We start from the raw sequence: 15,417 nt of genomic DNA, 5'->3' as shown, positions 1-15,417 counted from the left end.
CGAATTCGGCTCTCTCTGGGGTCGCGTTGATGATGATAAAAAAAATCAGTGGTCGCCATGCTGCTTCTGGCCTGGTGGGAATTTCAGCCTGCCTGTTTTTTTGTAATACAGCGTCTGCCTGGCAACAGGAATATATCGTTTCAGACGCCCAAAATAATACGGCGGAACGCTATACATGGGACGCGGATCACCAACCGCGTTATGAGGATATTCTTGCTGAGCGTATTCAGACTTCACAAAATGCGCCAGGTCTTGCCCTGAATGTACCGTCTGGCAGTACGACAGAGGGGGCAATGAGCGTGGGCTGGAATTTTCCCGTTTCAGCGCATATCACTACCGGCCCGGTCGTGGCGTGGCGGTACGACGGTACGGCTCCCATGATGATCAATGAATTTGGTGATAGCGCGTCGACACAGTCAGTCACTGACCCGCTCTGGCATGCCAGTGTTAGCACGCTGGGCTGGCGCGTGAATACCCAGTACGGCGATCTTCGTCCCTGGGCGCAGATCAGCTATAACCAGCAGTTTGGTGAAAACCAGTGGAAATCTCAGTTTGGCATGCCGCAAACCCCAGCCCCGGTACAAAACGGGAGCTGGATGGATGTGACGGTCGGTACGGATATTCCGTTTAACACGCATGTAGCGGCCTATGCGTCGCTCGCTCAAGGGGAACGCGCCACCACAGGTGAGGAATTTATGTACACCCTGGGCGTGAGTGCGAATTTCTAGAGTTGTTACTTTTTTAAACGTTACGGTAACATCTCAAATACAATAGCCATAGGGGTTGTAGCGATAGCAGGTACTAACACGCTATCGCTTCATTCCCCCACAAGGTCATTCATTCCTGATTCCAGGCATTTCATTCCATTCTTCCTGCATTTCATGCCGTTTTACCCCAGGTCTTTTAAGGTTTTGTTTATCGTTGTCCTCAGCGAACTTCCTTAATTTCTCTTGCAGGACAACTGCCATGAACACATCAACTTATAACCGTACGCGCTGGCTAACGCTCTTTGGTACCATCGTCACCCAGTTTGCGTTGGGTTCGGTCTATACCTGGAGCCTGTTTAACAGCGCACTTTCCGATAAGCTCGGCGCACCGGTCAGCCAGGTTGCATTCTCCTTTGGGCTGCTGAGTCTCGGGTTGGCGCTCTCGTCTTCCGTCGCGGGCAAGCTGCAGGAGCGTTTTGGTGTGAAGCGTGTGACCATGGCGTCCGGCATTCTGCTGGGCGTGGGTTTTTTCCTGACGGCACACTCCAGCAACCTGATGATGCTGTGGTTGAGCGCCGGGGTACTGGTGGGGCTGGCAGATGGTGCAGGTTACCTGTTGACACTCTCGAACTGCGTGAAGTGGTTCCCGGAACGTAAAGGCCTTATCTCTGCGTTTGCCATCGGTTCTTATGGCCTGGGCAGCCTCGGTTTTAAATTTATCGATTCTCATCTGCTGGCTTCCGTTGGTCTCGAAAAAACCTTCATGATCTGGGGGGTTATCGTTCTGGTCATGATCCTCTTTGGTGCTACGCTAATGAAAGATGCGCCTCAGCAGGAGGTTAAATCCGTGAACGGTGTGGTGGAGAACGATTTCACCCTGGCGCAATCTATGCGTAAACCGCAGTACTGGATGCTGGCGGTGATGTTCCTGACGGCCTGCATGAGTGGTTTGTACGTCATCGGTGTGGCGAAAGATATCGCTCAGGGAATGGTGAAACTGGATGCGGCAACGGCTGCGAATGCGGTGACCGTGATCTCCATTGCCAACCTTTCCGGGCGTCTGGTGCTGGGTATTCTGTCTGACAAGATTGCCCGTATCCGTGTGATTACGATTGGCCAGGTTGTTTCGCTGGTGGGCATGGCGGCGCTGCTTTTCGCACCTCTGAATGAAGCGACCTTCTTCGCGGCGATTGCCTGCGTTGCGTTCAACTTCGGTGGCACCATTACGGTCTTCCCGTCACTGGTGAGCGAATTCTTTGGTCTTAACAATCTCGCGAAAAACTACGGTGTTATTTATCTTGGCTTCGGGATCGGCAGTATCTGCGGTTCGCTGATTGCCTCACTGTTCGGTGGGTTCTATGTGACCTTCTGCGTGATCTTCGCCTTGCTGATCATTTCGCTGGCGCTGTCTACGACGATTCGTCAGCCGCAGCGGGAAGTCTTTAAAGAAGCGCATGCCTGACAACGAAGAAAAAGGCCGGACATCCGGCCTTTTTCTTATCGAACAATACTGCCTTTAGACGCATTTGTCGGATTCTGGGTCTGCTTTTTTGTAAATAACTGTACCGATCACACTCTCTGCTGCCACTTTTTCCCTTCCCTGTGGTCTACTTACCACGCTTGTAGTCGTTTCATTGAACGATCCCCTAAGCGTATGTCTAATCTGTCCACTTTTTATATTGAGGTGGGCGGCTGTACTGTCCCTTTTTCCGGGTAGATTGCATGAAATACATTAAATCGATGGCGCAACAAAAGCTGTGCTTTTTGCTGGCGTTGTACATCGGCCTGTTTATGAATGGCGCAGTGTTTTTCCGTCGGTTCGACGGTTACGCGCAAGATTTTACCGTCTGGAAAGGAATTGCAGCGGTTGTCGAATTGGTCGCTGCTGTACTGGTCACCTTCTTTTTATTCCGTATTCTTACGCTGTTTGGCCGTCGTGTCTGGCGAGTGCTGGCGACGTTTATCGTGCTGTGCTCGGCAGGGGCCAGCTATTACATGACCTTTATGAACGTTGTCATTGGCTACGGCATTATCGCCTCGGTGATGACCACGGACATCGATCTCTCTAAAGAAGTGGTTGGGCTGCATTTTGTACTCTGGCTGGTGGCCGTGAGTGCCCTGCCGCTGCTCCTTATCTGGAGCAACCGTTGCCGGTATACGCTGGTTCACCAGATCCGCACGCCGGGAAAACGTTTCAGAAGCGTGGCGATAGTTCTGCTGGCTGGTCTGATGGTCTGGGGGCCTATTCGTCTGCTGGAAGTAAAACAGAAATATGATGAGCGTACCTCTGGCGTGGATCTGCCAAGCTACGGTGGTGTGGTCGCCAACTCTTATTTACCGTCTAACTGGATCTCCGCGCTGGGATTATACGCGTGGGCGCAGGTGGATGAGTCTTCTGATAATAAATCGTTGATTAACCCGGCGAAGAAATTCACTTATGTCGCGCCAAAAGATATCGATGATACCTATGTCGTCTTTATTATCGGGGAAACTACGCGCTGGGATCATATGGGTATTCTCGGCTATGACCGCGATACCACACCAAAAATGGCACAGGAGAAAAACCTGATTGCCTATCGCGGTTATTCCTGCGACACCGCCACCAAGCTCTCCTTACGCTGCATGTTCGTACGTGAGGGTGGTGCGAGCGATAACCCGCAACGTACCCTGAAAGAGCAAAACGTCTTCTCGGTGCTGCATCAGCTTGGGTTTACGTCTGACCTCTATGCGATGCAGAGCGAGATGTGGTTCTACAGCAACACCATGGCCCAGAACATTTCTTATCGCGAGCAGATTGGTGCGGAGGCGCGTAACCGTGGCAAGCCTGTCGATGACATGCTGCTGATTGACGAGATGAAACTGTCTCTGAACGGAAATCCTGATGGTAAGCATATGATCATTCTGCATACTAAAGGGTCGCACTTTAACTACACCCAGCGTTACCCGCGTAGCTTTGCCAAATGGACGCCGGAGTGCGTTGGTGTGGATAAAGACTGTTCTAAAGCGCAGCTGATTAACTCCTACGACAACTCTGTGATGTATGTGGATCACTTTATTGATACGGTGATTGACCAGGTCCGCGATAAGAAAGCGATTGTGTTCTATGCGGCGGACCACGGTGAATCCATCAATGAGTTCGAGCACCTGCACGGTACGCCACGTAAGATGGCTCCGCCGGAGCAGTTCCGCGTGCCAATGATTGTGTGGATGTCTGACAAGTATCTGGAAGATCCGGAGAAAGCGAAGATGTTTGCTCAACTGAAGAAAGAAGCTGATATGAAGGTACCGCGTCGTCATGTTGAGCTGTACGACACCATTTTAGGTTGCCTGGGTTACACCTCACCAGATGGCGGTATTAACGAAAATAACAACTGGTGCAAACTCCCTGACCGCACCTCCAAAGCCGCGCAGTAGCTCGCCTGGCGAGAATATCGCCAGTTGAATGGCTTTTTGAAAATAAGGGATTGACGGGGGCGCACCTCAGCAGTAAGATGCGCTCCGCATTCGGCGAGTAGCGCAGCTTGGTAGCGCAACTGGTTTGGGACCAGTGGGTCGGAGGTTCGAATCCTCTCTCGCCGACCACATTCTAAAAAAGGGCTAACCGTAAGGTTAGCCCTTTTTGCATTAGAGCCTTAACCCGTCAGATTACCCAAAACGCCTCTTATCCCTGCTTCTCCCTGCCTGTTAACGATTTTGTGACATAATCCATTGTATTTTTTTATATATAGATTGATCTTTTTTCGCGTTGCTTATGGATAACCTCAGCATTTTTCGCTGTGCGTTTTAACGTTCGTGGAATTTAGTGCTCAGATAATCACCATTCTGTAAGAAAATTTACCCATTCTGAATAAAAGTTAATCACTGATTGTTGCGAAATATGAAGATATTTGTGCTGAAAGATAGCGAGTAGCATAAATTTCCCTGCTGAAAACTGGCATGCATAGTTTTTTTAATCTTTGTTTGCGGTTTCTCACACTCAGCGTAAATCCCCGCCACCTGTATTGACGTTTTCACATTCTGTTGACAGATTGTAGGGCATGAGGGGCATTTCAGGGACGATCTGCGCTGCAACTCAAACGCTCTTCTGAAAGGATTCTCCATCCCTTTAACGCCTTAGGGCATCACCGACCGGACCGGGTAAAAAATAAATAAAGGTCAGGCGGCGTAACACAACAAAGCAAAACATCACATTGGAGCAGAATAATGAGTATTTCCTTGAAGAAGTCAGGGATGCTGAAGCTTGGTTTGAGCCTGGTGGCGATGACCGTGGCAGCAAGCGTACAGGCAAAAACCCTGGTTTACTGTTCTGAAGGCTCGCCGGAAGGCTTTAACCCACAGCTCTTTACCTCTGGTACGACGTACGACGCAAGCTCTGTACCGATCTATAACCGTCTGGTTGAATTTAAAACCGGTACCACGGAAGTTATTCCTGGTCTGGCTGAGAAGTGGGACGTCAGCGAAGACGGTAAAACCTATACCTTCCACCTGCGCCAGGGCGTGAAGTGGCAGGACAGCAAAGAATTCAAACCCACGCGCGACTTCAACGCCGATGACGTGGTGTTCTCCTTCGACCGTCAGAAAAACGCTCAGAACCCGTACCACAAAGTGTCTGGCGGCAGCTATGAATACTTCGAAGGGATGGGGCTGCCAGATCTGATCTCTGAAGTGAAAAAAGTTGACGATAAAACCGTGCAGTTCGTGCTGACTCGCCCGGAAGCGCCATTCCTGGCTGACCTGGCGATGGACTTCGCGTCTATTCTGTCTAAAGAATATGCAGATAACATGCTGAAAGCCGGTACGCCGGAAAAAGTGGACCTGGATCCAATCGGTACCGGCCCATTCCAGCTGCTGCAGTACCAGAAAGATTCTCGCATTCTGTATAAAGCGTTCCCGGGCTACTGGGGTACGAAACCTCAGATCGACCGTCTGGTGTTCTCCATCACGCCTGATGCGTCTGTGCGTTATGCAAAACTGCAGAAAAACGAATGCCAGGTTATGCCATACCCGAACCCGGCTGATATCGCTCGCATGAAGCAGGATAAGAATATCAACCTGCTGGAGCAGGCTGGCCTGAACGTGGGCTATCTCTCCTTTAACACCGAGAAGAAACCGTTTGATGATGTGAAAGTGCGTCAGGCGCTGACTTACGCGGTGAACAAAGAAGCGATCATCAAAGCCGTTTACCAGGGCGCAGGCGTAGCCGCTAAGAACCTGATCCCACCAACAATGTGGGGCTACAACGACGACGTTAAAGACTACAGCTACGATCCTGAGAAAGCGAAAGCACTGCTGAAAGAAGCAGGCCAGGATAAAGGCTTTACCGTTGAACTGTGGGCGATGCCGGTTCAGCGTCCGTATAACCCGAACGCACGCCGTATGGCGGAAATGGTTCAGGCTGACTGGGCGAAGATTGGCGTACAGGCCAAGATTGTGACCTACGAGTGGGGCGAGTACCTGAAGCGCGCCAAAGCGGGTGAGCACCAGGCGGTAATGATGGGCTGGACCGGTGATAACGGGGATCCGGACAACTTCTTCGCCACCCTGTTCAGCTGTGCTGCTGCGAAAGACGGTTCCAACTACTCTCGCTGGTGCTACAAGCCGTTTGAAGACCTGATCCAGCCGGCGCGTGCGACCGACGATCACAACAAACGTATTGAACTGTACAAGCAAGCTCAGGTTGTTATGCACGATCAGGCTCCGGCGCTGATTGTTGCTCACTCCACCGTTTACGAGCCAGTGCGTAAAGAAGTGAAGGGCTACGTGGTTGATCCACTGGGCAAACACCACTTCGAAAACGTATCGGTTGAATAATAAGTAGGGTGTTCTCCCTCTCCCCCGGGAGAGGGCAGGGGTGAGGGACGTGCATGCATCCCCTCACCCTAACCCTCTCCCGACGGGAGAGGGAATTTACATTTGTGAGCAATACAGACGTCACGCCATTGGTCGTGCGTCATCAGAGAGAATCCGGGTTATGTTGCAGTTCATCCTCCGACGTCTGGGACTTGTTATCCCCACGTTTATCGGTATCACCCTTCTCACTTTTGCCTTCGTCCATATGATCCCCGGCGACCCGGTAATGATTATGGCGGGCGAGCGTGGTATTTCCCCTGAGCGCCATGCACAGCTGCTGGCTGAGCTTGGTCTGAACAAGCCGCTGTGGCAGCAGTACCTCAACTATATCTGGGGCGTGTTGCACGGTGATTTGGGTATTTCGCTGAAAAGCCGTCTTCCGGTGTGGGATGAGTTCGTGCCGCGTTTCAAAGCGACACTCGAACTTGGCGTCTGCGCCATGATTTTCGCCACTGCGGTGGGTATTCCTGTTGGAGTCCTGGCTGCGGTTAAACGTGGCTCTATTTTTGACCATACTGCCGTGGGCCTGGCGCTGACCGGCTATTCCATGCCTATCTTCTGGTGGGGCATGATGCTGATTATGCTGGTATCGGTGCAGCTTAACCTGACGCCGGTCTCCGGGCGCGTCAGCGATATGGTCTTCCTCGATGATTCCAACCCGTTGACCGGCTTTATGCTGATTGATACGGCTATCTGGGGCGAAGAGGGCAACTTCATTGATGCTGTCGCGCACATGATCCTGCCTGCAATGGTGCTCGGTACGATTCCTCTGGCGGTGATTGTGCGTATGACCCGTTCATCCATGCTGGAAGTACTGGGTGAGGATTATATCCGCACCGCGCGCGCCAAAGGCCTGACGCGTATGCGTGTCATCATCGTTCATGCGCTGCGTAACGCCATGCTGCCGGTGGTGACCGTTATCGGTCTGCAGGTGGGTACGTTGCTGGCAGGTGCGATCCTGACCGAAACCATCTTCTCCTGGCCAGGTCTGGGACGTTGGCTGATTGACGCGCTGCAACGCCGTGACTATCCGGTCGTGCAGGGCGGTGTGCTGCTGGTTGCGACGATGATTATCCTCGTTAACCTGCTGGTCGATTTGCTGTACGGCGTGGTGAACCCGCGTATTCGTCATAAGAAGTAAGGGGCCATCATGTCACAACTTTCTGAAAATAAAGTGGTTGCTGCACCGGTTCCAATGACGCCGCTGCAGGAATTCTGGCACTACTTCAAGCGCAACAAAGGCGCGGTAGTGGGGCTGGTCTATGTCTCTATCATGATCCTGATTGCGGTGTTTGCGAACGTCCTGGCACCGTATAACCCGGCGGATCAGTTCCGTGATGCCCTGCTGGCACCTCCTGCGTGGCAGGACGGTGGTAGCCTGGCGCACCTGTTAGGTACCGATGATGTGGGTCGTGACGTGTTGTCGCGTCTGATGTACGGTGCACGTCTGTCGCTGCTGGTCGGCTGCCTGGTGGTGGTGCTTTCCCTGATCATGGGGATTGTACTGGGTCTGGTTGCCGGTTACTTCGGTGGTATCGTTGATAACATCATCATGCGTATCGTCGATATTATGCTGGCTCTGCCAAGCCTGTTGCTGGCACTGGTGCTGGTGGCGATCTTCGGCCCGTCGATTGGTAACGCTGCGCTTGCATTGACCTTCGTGGCGCTTCCCCACTACGTACGTTTAACGCGTGCGGCGGTGCTGGTGGAAGTGAACCGGGATTACGTCACGGCGTCTCGCGTGGCGGGTGCAGGCGCTATGCGTCAGATGTTTGTCAATATCTTCCCTAACTGCCTTGCGCCGCTGATTGTTCAGGCGTCGCTCGGTTTCTCTAACGCCATTCTTGATATGGCCGCTCTTGGCTTCCTGGGCATGGGTGCGCAGCCGCCAACACCGGAGTGGGGCACCATGCTCTCCGATGTGTTGCAGTTCGCACAAAGCGCCTGGTGGGTCGTCACCTTCCCGGGTCTGGCGATCCTGCTGACGGTGCTGGCATTTAACCTGATGGGTGATGGTCTGCGTGATGCACTTGATCCCAAACTGAAGCAGTAAGAGGCACGAGATGGCGTTATTAAATGTAGATAAATTATCGGTGCACTTCGGGGATGAAGGCACACCGTTTCGCGCCGTGGACCGCATCAGCTACAGCGTAAATCAGGGCGAAGTGGTTGGCATCGTAGGGGAGTCTGGTTCCGGTAAGTCAGTAAGCTCGCTGGCGATTATGGGGCTGATTGATTATCCGGGCCGCGTGATGGCGGAAAACCTGCAGTTCAACGGTCAGGATCTGAAGCGCATTTCCGAAAAACAGCGCCGCCAGCTGGTGGGCGCGGAAGTGGCGATGATTTTCCAGGACCCAATGACCAGCCTGAACCCCTGCTACACCGTCGGTTTCCAGATTATGGAAGCGATTAAGGTGCATCAGGGCGGGAATAAGAAAACCCGTCGTCAGCGGGCGATCGATCTGCTGAACCAGGTCGGGATTCCTGACCCGGCATCGCGTCTGGACGTATACCCGCACCAGCTCTCTGGCGGCATGAGCCAGCGCGTGATGATTGCGATGGCCATTGCCTGTCGGCCAAAACTGCTGATTGCGGATGAACCGACGACGGCGCTGGATGTGACCATTCAGGCGCAAATTATCGAGCTGCTGCTGGAACTGCAGCAGAAAGAGAATATGGCGCTGGTGCTGATTACGCACGACCTGGCGCTGGTGGCCGAAGCGGCGCACAAAATCATCGTGATGTATGCCGGCCAGGTGGTGGAGACCGGAAGTTCCCACGATATCTTCCGCGCGCCGCGTCATCCGTATACTCAGGCTCTGCTACGTGCGCTGCCGGAGTTTGCCCAGGACAAAGCGCGGCTGGCGTCACTGCCGGGCGTGGTACCGGGTAAATACGACCGACCACAGGGTTGTCTGCTGAATCCGCGTTGTCCGTATGCGACGGACAAATGCCGGGCAGAAGAGCCAGAGCTGAACCAGCTTGCTGACGGTCGTCAGTCGAAATGCCACTACCCACTCGATGATGCCGGGAGGCCAACACTATGAGTACGCAACAGGCCACCACGCAACAACCGCTGTTGCAGGCTATCGACCTGAAAAAACACTACCCGGTGAAGAAGGGGATTTTTGCCCCTGAGCGACTGGTGAAAGCGCTGGATGGCGTCTCCTTTACCCTCGAACGCGGTAAAACGCTGGCGGTGGTCGGGGAGTCGGGCTGCGGTAAATCGACGCTGGGCCGTCTGCTGACGATGATTGAAACGCCAACCGGTGGTGAGCTTTACTATCAGGGGCAAGATCTGCTCAAGCATGATCCGCAGGCACAGAAACTGCGTCGCCAGAAAATCCAGATTGTGTTCCAGAACCCGTATGGTTCTTTGAACCCGCGTAAAAAAGTGGGACAGATCCTGGAAGAGCCGTTGCTGATTAACAGCAATCTGAGCAAAGAGCAGCGTCGGGAAAAAGCGCTGGCGATGATGGCGAAAGTTGGCCTGAAAACTGAACATTACGACCGCTACCCGCATATGTTCTCCGGTGGACAGCGTCAGCGTATCGCTATTGCACGTGGTCTGATGCTCGACCCGGATGTGGTGATTGCCGATGAACCGGTTTCGGCACTCGATGTTTCCGTCCGCGCGCAGGTGCTGAACCTGATGATGGACTTGCAGCAGGAACTTGGGCTCTCTTACGTGTTCATCTCGCACGACCTTTCAGTGGTGGAGCACATTGCTGATGAAGTGATGGTGATGTATCTGGGGCGTTGCGTGGAGAAGGGGACGAAAGATCAGATCTTTAATAATCCTCGTCACCCGTATACCCAGGCACTGCTTTCCGCGACGCCACGTCTGAACCCGGACGATCGTCGTGAGCGTATTAAGCTGACGGGCGAGTTGCCAAGCCCGCTGAATCCGCCTCCGGGGTGTGCATTCAACGCCCGCTGCAGTCGTCGCTTCGGTCCTTGCACCCAGCTCCAGCCACAGCTGAAGGATTATGGTGGTCAACTGGTCGCCTGCTTTGCAGTCGATCAGGATGAAAATGGCGAAAAGCCACATGCTTAAAACAAAAAAACCGGCGTTAAGCCGGTTTTTTTATCTCTGCGCTATTATTTCCGCAAGCGAATCTGGTCGACAGCGTGCTTCTCGCTCTTGGTGAGAATTAAGCTCGCACGCTCGCGCGTTGGCAGGATGTTCTCTTTCAGGTTCACGTAGTTGATCTCGTTCCACAGCCCTCTTGCCACATTAACCGCTTCTTCTTCAGAAAGCTGGGCGTAGTGATGGAAATAGGAGTCCGGATCAGTGAATGCCCCCTCACGGAACTTCAGGAAGCGGTTGATATACCAGTTCTGGAGTAAATCTTCCGGCGCATCGACATAAATAGAGAAATCGACAAAATCGGAGACAAACACATGATGCGGATCGTGAGGATAGTCCATTCCGCTTTGCAGAACGTTCAGCCCTTCCAGAATCAGGATATCCGGCTGGACCACCGTTTTATCTCCGTCCGGGATGCGATCGTAGATCAGGTGTGAATACACCGGCGCAGTCACGTGAGGCACGCCCGATTTCAGGTCAGAAACAAATTTCACCAGACGGTGCATATCATAAGAGAGCGGGAAGCCTTTCTTCTTCATCAGCCCGCGTTCTTTTAGTACTTCGTTTGGATGCAGGAAGCCATCGGTGGTGATCAGCTCCACGCTGCGGTGCTCCGGCCAGCGGCTCAGCAGCGCCTGCAGGACACGCGCAGTCGTGCTTTTACCTACGGCCACGCTACCCGCAATACTAATGATATAAGGAATGCGTTGACCATTCGTCCCGAGGAACTGTTCCAGCACCGCCTGACGGCGCAGGTTGGAACTTATATAGAAGTTAAGCAAGCGAGAGAGGGGGAGATATATTTCTGCGACCTCTTCCAGGGACAGGTCTTCGTTTATCCCTTTTAACCGTGCGATTTCACCTTCCGTCAGCGTCATAGGGACGGAATCACGCAGGGCAGCCCACTGGCTGCGGTTAAAATGAAGATAAGGTGTCATTAACGATTGCTCTTTTTTGCTCATAAGCATGCTTCAGTGAGCCAGCACAATACTGCCAGATCATGGCTCATCACACAGTTAATTTTGGACAATGGGCAGGAGGTTAACACCAGATGACAGGAATAATAAGAAAAAAGATGGAAAGCGCTGCGTTACGCGTAAGCCGTCACGCTACGGTGTATACCGTGCAAATCAGCGTGATATGTTGAATATTTGACCTCGAATGACTACTTTTACAGCGTTTAGTACGCTGTTCGCATAAAATGTGAGCGAAAGAACGTTTTATGCAAATTTTTAGTTGCATGACTGCGCAGGTATCCATAGAATGCGCGCTACTTGATGCCGACTTAGCTCAGTAGGTAGAGCAACTGACTTGTAATCAGTAGGTCACCAGTTCGATTCCGGTAGTCGGCACCATCAAGTCCGGTGGGGTTCCCGAGCGGCCAAAGGGAGCAGACTGTAAATCTGCCGTCACAGACTTCGAAGGTTCGAATCCTTCCCCCACCACCACTTTCTGGCAGCGTTAATGCCGCCGGAGCTGGTTGGAAAAATTAACCAGCTCAAACTTAAAAAGAGAGAAATCTCTTTTTTTGTTACAGAAAGAACTGGGTAGCCGAGTTTCAGGATGCGGGCATCGTATAATGGCTATTACCTCAGCCTTCCAAGCTGATGATGCGGGTTCGATTCCCGCTGCCCGCTCCAATACGTGCTGATATGGCTCAGTTGGTAGAGCGCACCCTTGGTAAGGGTGAGGTCCCCAGTTCGACTCTGGGTATCAGCACCACTTCACTTCTCCTTCCCGTTTCTCTCTGTTTCAATTTTACTGTATTCAACAATTCAGGCATTTCGCCTGGTTGATGTGGTGATATCACCGATTTATCCGTGTCTTAGAGGGACAATCGATGTCTAAAGAAAAGTTTGAACGTACAAAACCGCACGTTAACGTCGGTACTATCGGCCACGTTGACCATGGTAAAACAACGCTGACCGCTGCAATCACTACCGTTCTGGCAAAAACCTACGGTGGTTCTGCTCGCGCATTCGACCAGATCGATAACGCACCAGAAGAAAAAGCTCGTGGTATCACCATCAACACCTCTCACGTTGAGTACGACACCCCGACTCGCCACTACGCACACGTAGACTGCCCAGGCCACGCCGACTATGTTAAAAACATGATCACCGGTGCTGCGCAGATGGACGGCGCGATCCTGGTTGTTGCTGCGACTGACGGCCCAATGCCTCAGACCCGTGAGCACATCCTGCTGGGTCGCCAGGTAGGCGTTCCTTACATCATCGTGTTCCTGAACAAGTGCGACATGGTTGATGACGAAGAGCTGCTGGAACTGGTAGAGATGGAAGTTCGTGAACTGCTGTCTCAGTACGATTTCCCAGGCGACGATACCCCAATCGTTCGTGGTTCTGCTCTGAAAGCGCTGGAAGGCGACGCAGAGTGGGAAGCGAAAATCATCGAACTGGCTGGCTTCCTGGATTCTTACATCCCAGAACCAGAGCGTGCGATTGACAAGCCATTCCTGCTGCCAATCGAAGACGTATTCTCCATCTCCGGTCGTGGTACCGTTGTTACCGGTCGTGTAGAGCGCGGTATCATCAAAGTTGGTGAAGAAGTTGAAATCGTTGGTATCAAAGAGACTGCGAAGTCTACCTGTACTGGCGTTGAAATGTTCCGCAAACTGCTGGACGAAGGCCGTGCTGGTGAGAACGTTGGTGTTCTGCTGCGTGGTATCAAACGTGAAGAAATCGAACGTGGTCAGGTTCTGGCGAAGCCAGGCTCAATCAAGCCACACACCAAGTTCGAATCTGAAGTGTACATTCTGTCCAAAGACGAAGGCGGCCGTCATACTCCGTTCTTCAAAGGCTACCGTCCACAGTTCTACTTCCGTACTACTGACGTGACCGGTACCATCGAACTGCCAGAAGGCGTAGAGATGGTAATGCCAGGCGACAACATCAAGATGGTTGTGACTCTGATCCACCCAATCGCGATGGACGACGGTCTGCGTTTCGCAATCCGTGAAGGCGGCCGTACCGTTGGCGCGGGCGTGGTTGCTAAAGTTCTCGGCTAATTGCTGATAACATTTGACGCAATGCGCAATAAAAGGGCATCATTTGATGCCCTTTTTGCACGCTTTCACGTCAGAACCTGGCTCATCAGTGATTATTTTTGTCATAATCATTGCTGAGACAGGCTCTGCAGAGAGCGTATAATTCGAAAAGCGAATTAGCATTTCGATTTGGTTTGCCTCGCGATCGCGGGGTGAAAATGTTTGTAGAATACTTCTGACAGGTTGGTTTATGAGTGCGAATACCGAAGCTCAAGGGAGCGGGCGCGGCCTGGAAGCGATGAAATGGGTAGTGGTAGCCGTTTTGCTGATCGTAGCGATTGTTGGCAACTACCTTTATCGTGACATTATGCTGCCGCTACGTGCGCTTGCAGTGGTAATTCTGATTGCTGCAGCGGGTGGTGTCGCGCTGTTGACGACGAAAGGCAAAGCGACTGTCGCTTTTGCTCGCGAAGCGCGTACCGAAGTCCGCAAGGTAATTTGGCCGACTCGCCAGGAAACATTGCACACCACGCTGATTGTAGCGGCGGTTACCGCTGTAATGTCACTGATCCTGTGGGGACTGGATGGTATTCTGGTTCGCCTGGTATCCTTTATCACTGGCCTGAGGTTCTGAGATGTCTGAAGCCCCTAAAAAGCGCTGGTACGTCGTTCAGGCGTTTTCCGGTTTTGAAGGCCGCGTAGCAACATCGCTGCGTGAGCATATCAAATTACACAACATGGAAGAGTTATTTGGCGAAGTTATGGTTCCGACCGAAGAAGTGGTCGAGATCCGTGGCGGCCAACGTCGCAAAAGCGAGCGTAAATTCTTCCCGGGTTACGTGCTGGTTCAGATGGTTATGAACGACGCGAGCTGGCACCTTGTGCGCAGCGTACCGCGTGTGATGGGCTTTATCGGCGGCACATCTGACCGTCCGGCGCCAATCAGCGACAAAGAAGTTGATGCGATTATGAACCGCCTGCAGCAGGTGGGTGATAAGCCGCGTCCGAAAACGCTGTTTGAACCGGGTGAAATGGTTCGTGTTAATGACGGTCCATTTGCTGACTTTAATGGTGTGGTTGAAGAAGTGGACTACGAGAAGTCCCGCCTGAAAGTCTCTGTTTCTATCTTTGGTCGTGCGACCCCGGTAGAACTGGACTTTGCCCAGGTCGAAAAAGCCTAAGCAGCGATCAAAAAAGCGACGATTTAATCGTTGCACAGGGCGCGAGATTGGAATACAATTTCGCGCCTTTTGTTTTTATGGGCAACGGCCCGTAAAACGAATTTTATTCACGGGGAGCCTCACTGAGGCGTTATTACCCAATCAGAGGATTTTAGAATGGCTAAGAAAGTACAAGCCTACGTCAAGCTGCAGGTTGCAGCTGGTATGGCGAACCCAAGTCCACCAGTTGGTCCAGCTCTGGGTCAGCAGGGTGTGAACATCATGGAATTCTGTAAAGCGTTCAACGCAAAAACTGAATCCCTGGAAAAAGGTCTGCCAATCCCAGTCGTAATCACTGTTTACGCTGACCGTTCTTTCACTTTCGTTACCAAAACCCCTCCAGCAGCAGTTCTGCTGAAGAAAGCGGCTGGTATCAAGTCTGGTTCTGGTAAACCGAACAAAGACAAAGTGGGTAAAATTTCCCGCGCTCAGCTGCAGGAAATCGCGCAGACCAAAGCTGCCGACATGACTGGTGCCGACATTGAAGCGATGACTCGCTCCATCGAAGGTACTGCACGTTCCATGGGCCTGGTAGTGGAGGACTAA

Annotated in this window: 13 protein-coding genes and 5 tRNA genes; 17 read left to right on the top strand and 1 reads right to left on the bottom strand. The window is 52.4% G+C overall.

The genetic code is table 11. From position 1 onward, the window contains the following. Positions 1 to 29: 29 nt before the first annotated feature. From AC0XWG_RS05955 to dppF, 9 genes are all read left to right on the top strand, one after another. The gene (locus tag AC0XWG_RS05955; RefSeq protein ID WP_108089368.1) at positions 30 to 728 is read left to right on the top strand and encodes an autotransporter domain-containing protein; all 699 of its coding nucleotides are present in this window, start codon (positions 30 to 32) and stop codon (positions 726 to 728) included. Positions 729 to 966: 238 nt separating this feature from the next. After that, positions 967 to 2,169, top strand: a complete 1,203-nt coding sequence (locus AC0XWG_RS05950; protein ID WP_028018272.1) for an L-lactate MFS transporter — start codon at positions 967 to 969, stop codon at positions 2,167 to 2,169. Positions 2,170 to 2,429: 260 nt separating this feature from the next. Further along, complete coding sequence (gene eptB, locus AC0XWG_RS05945) at positions 2,430 to 4,121, top strand: kdo(2)-lipid A phosphoethanolamine 7''-transferase (RefSeq protein ID WP_028018273.1); 1,692 nt, start codon at positions 2,430 to 2,432, stop codon at positions 4,119 to 4,121. Between the two features lie 91 nt (positions 4,122 to 4,212). Beyond that, positions 4,213 to 4,289, top strand: a tRNA-Pro gene (locus tag AC0XWG_RS05940). Between the two features lie 621 nt (positions 4,290 to 4,910). Then, the gene (gene dppA, locus AC0XWG_RS05935; protein WP_028018274.1) at positions 4,911 to 6,518 is read left to right on the top strand and encodes a dipeptide ABC transporter periplasmic-binding protein DppA; all 1,608 of its coding nucleotides are present in this window, start codon (positions 4,911 to 4,913) and stop codon (positions 6,516 to 6,518) included. A gap of 160 nt (positions 6,519 to 6,678) precedes the next feature. Next, a complete protein-coding gene (gene dppB, locus AC0XWG_RS05930) occupies positions 6,679 to 7,698 on the top strand; it encodes a dipeptide ABC transporter permease DppB (protein WP_028018275.1) in 1,020 nt (339 codons plus the stop codon). A gap of 9 nt (positions 7,699 to 7,707) precedes the next feature. Beyond that, positions 7,708 to 8,610: a dipeptide ABC transporter permease DppC gene (gene dppC, locus AC0XWG_RS05925; protein ID WP_128348613.1), complete on the top strand. Its 903-nt coding sequence runs from the start codon at positions 7,708 to 7,710 to the stop codon at positions 8,608 to 8,610. Positions 8,611 to 8,620: 10 nt separating this feature from the next. Further along, complete coding sequence (dppD, locus tag AC0XWG_RS05920; RefSeq protein ID WP_013094994.1) at positions 8,621 to 9,604, top strand: dipeptide ABC transporter ATP-binding protein; 984 nt, start codon at positions 8,621 to 8,623, stop codon at positions 9,602 to 9,604. Next, positions 9,601 to 10,614 (top strand): dipeptide ABC transporter ATP-binding subunit DppF, encoded by a 1,014-nt coding sequence (dppF, locus tag AC0XWG_RS05915; RefSeq protein ID WP_028018277.1) that lies wholly within the window; start codon positions 9,601 to 9,603, stop codon positions 10,612 to 10,614. The genes dppD and dppF overlap by 4 nt, the downstream gene beginning before the upstream one ends. A gap of 44 nt (positions 10,615 to 10,658) precedes the next feature. On the opposite strand, the gene coaA is transcribed toward dppF, so the two are convergent. Next, positions 10,659 to 11,609 carry a type I pantothenate kinase gene (gene coaA, locus AC0XWG_RS05910; protein WP_028018278.1) on the bottom strand — a complete coding sequence of 317 codons (951 nt, stop codon included), beginning with the start codon at positions 11,607 to 11,609 and terminating at the stop codon, positions 10,659 to 10,661. Positions 11,610 to 11,926: 317 nt separating this feature from the next. On the opposite strand from coaA, the gene AC0XWG_RS05905 reads away from it, so the two are divergent. The 8 genes from AC0XWG_RS05905 (at position 11,927) to rplK (ending at position 15,417) form a co-directional block, all read left to right on the top strand. Then, positions 11,927 to 12,002: transfer RNA gene (locus tag AC0XWG_RS05905), tRNA-Thr, on the top strand. 8 nt (positions 12,003 to 12,010) lie between these two features. Beyond that, positions 12,011 to 12,095 (top strand) — tRNA-Tyr (locus AC0XWG_RS05900). 117 nt (positions 12,096 to 12,212) lie between these two features. Beyond that, positions 12,213 to 12,287 (top strand) — tRNA-Gly (locus tag AC0XWG_RS05895). A gap of 6 nt (positions 12,288 to 12,293) precedes the next feature. Next, positions 12,294 to 12,369 (top strand) — tRNA-Thr (locus tag AC0XWG_RS05890). A 118-nt stretch (positions 12,370 to 12,487) separates the two neighbouring features. Further along, positions 12,488 to 13,672, top strand: coding sequence for an elongation factor Tu (gene tuf / locus AC0XWG_RS05885; RefSeq protein ID WP_014830236.1), 1,185 nt, complete (start codon positions 12,488 to 12,490; stop codon positions 13,670 to 13,672). 229 nt (positions 13,673 to 13,901) lie between these two features. Then, positions 13,902 to 14,285 carry a preprotein translocase subunit SecE gene (gene secE, locus AC0XWG_RS05880; protein ID WP_013094999.1) on the top strand — a complete coding sequence of 128 codons (384 nt, stop codon included), beginning with the start codon at positions 13,902 to 13,904 and terminating at the stop codon, positions 14,283 to 14,285. A gap of 1 nt (position 14,286) precedes the next feature. Further along, entirely contained in the window at positions 14,287 to 14,832 is a 546-nt protein-coding gene (nusG, locus tag AC0XWG_RS05875; RefSeq protein WP_003862341.1) for a transcription termination/antitermination protein NusG, read from the top strand. Between the two features lie 156 nt (positions 14,833 to 14,988). Continuing rightward, complete coding sequence (gene rplK, locus AC0XWG_RS05870; protein ID WP_008503452.1) at positions 14,989 to 15,417, top strand: 50S ribosomal protein L11; 429 nt, start codon at positions 14,989 to 14,991, stop codon at positions 15,415 to 15,417.

Source organism: Enterobacter sp. DVT3837, assembly GCF_056238685.1.
The sequence above is the reverse complement of the archived record's forward strand: the minus strand, read 5'-3'. Positions and strand labels throughout refer to the sequence as shown.

What these genes read in the sequence shown, in the direction of transcription:
- dppD (WP_013094994.1), top strand. Translation starts at nt 8,621, where the DNA reads ATGGCGTTATTAAATGTAGATAAATTATCGGTGCACTTCGGGGATGAA.
- dppC (WP_128348613.1), top strand. Translation starts at nt 7,708, where the DNA reads ATGTCACAACTTTCTGAAAATAAAGTGGTTGCTGCACCGGTTCCAATG.
- nusG (WP_003862341.1), top strand. Translation starts at nt 14,287, where the DNA reads ATGTCTGAAGCCCCTAAAAAGCGCTGGTACGTCGTTCAGGCGTTTTCC.
- secE (WP_013094999.1), top strand. Translation starts at nt 13,902, where the DNA reads ATGAGTGCGAATACCGAAGCTCAAGGGAGCGGGCGCGGCCTGGAAGCG.
- dppA (WP_028018274.1), top strand. Translation starts at nt 4,911, where the DNA reads ATGAGTATTTCCTTGAAGAAGTCAGGGATGCTGAAGCTTGGTTTGAGC.
- tuf (WP_014830236.1), top strand. Translation starts at nt 12,488, where the DNA reads ATGTCTAAAGAAAAGTTTGAACGTACAAAACCGCACGTTAACGTCGGT.
- coaA (WP_028018278.1), bottom strand. Translation starts at nt 11,609, where the DNA reads ATGAGCAAAAAAGAGCAATCGTTAATGACACCTTATCTTCATTTTAAC.
- AC0XWG_RS05950 (WP_028018272.1), top strand. Translation starts at nt 967, where the DNA reads ATGAACACATCAACTTATAACCGTACGCGCTGGCTAACGCTCTTTGGT.
- AC0XWG_RS05955 (WP_108089368.1), top strand. Translation starts at nt 30, where the DNA reads ATGATGATAAAAAAAATCAGTGGTCGCCATGCTGCTTCTGGCCTGGTG.
- rplK (WP_008503452.1), top strand. Translation starts at nt 14,989, where the DNA reads ATGGCTAAGAAAGTACAAGCCTACGTCAAGCTGCAGGTTGCAGCTGGT.
- dppF (WP_028018277.1), top strand. Translation starts at nt 9,601, where the DNA reads ATGAGTACGCAACAGGCCACCACGCAACAACCGCTGTTGCAGGCTATC.
- eptB (WP_028018273.1), top strand. Translation starts at nt 2,430, where the DNA reads ATGAAATACATTAAATCGATGGCGCAACAAAAGCTGTGCTTTTTGCTG.
- dppB (WP_028018275.1), top strand. Translation starts at nt 6,679, where the DNA reads ATGTTGCAGTTCATCCTCCGACGTCTGGGACTTGTTATCCCCACGTTT.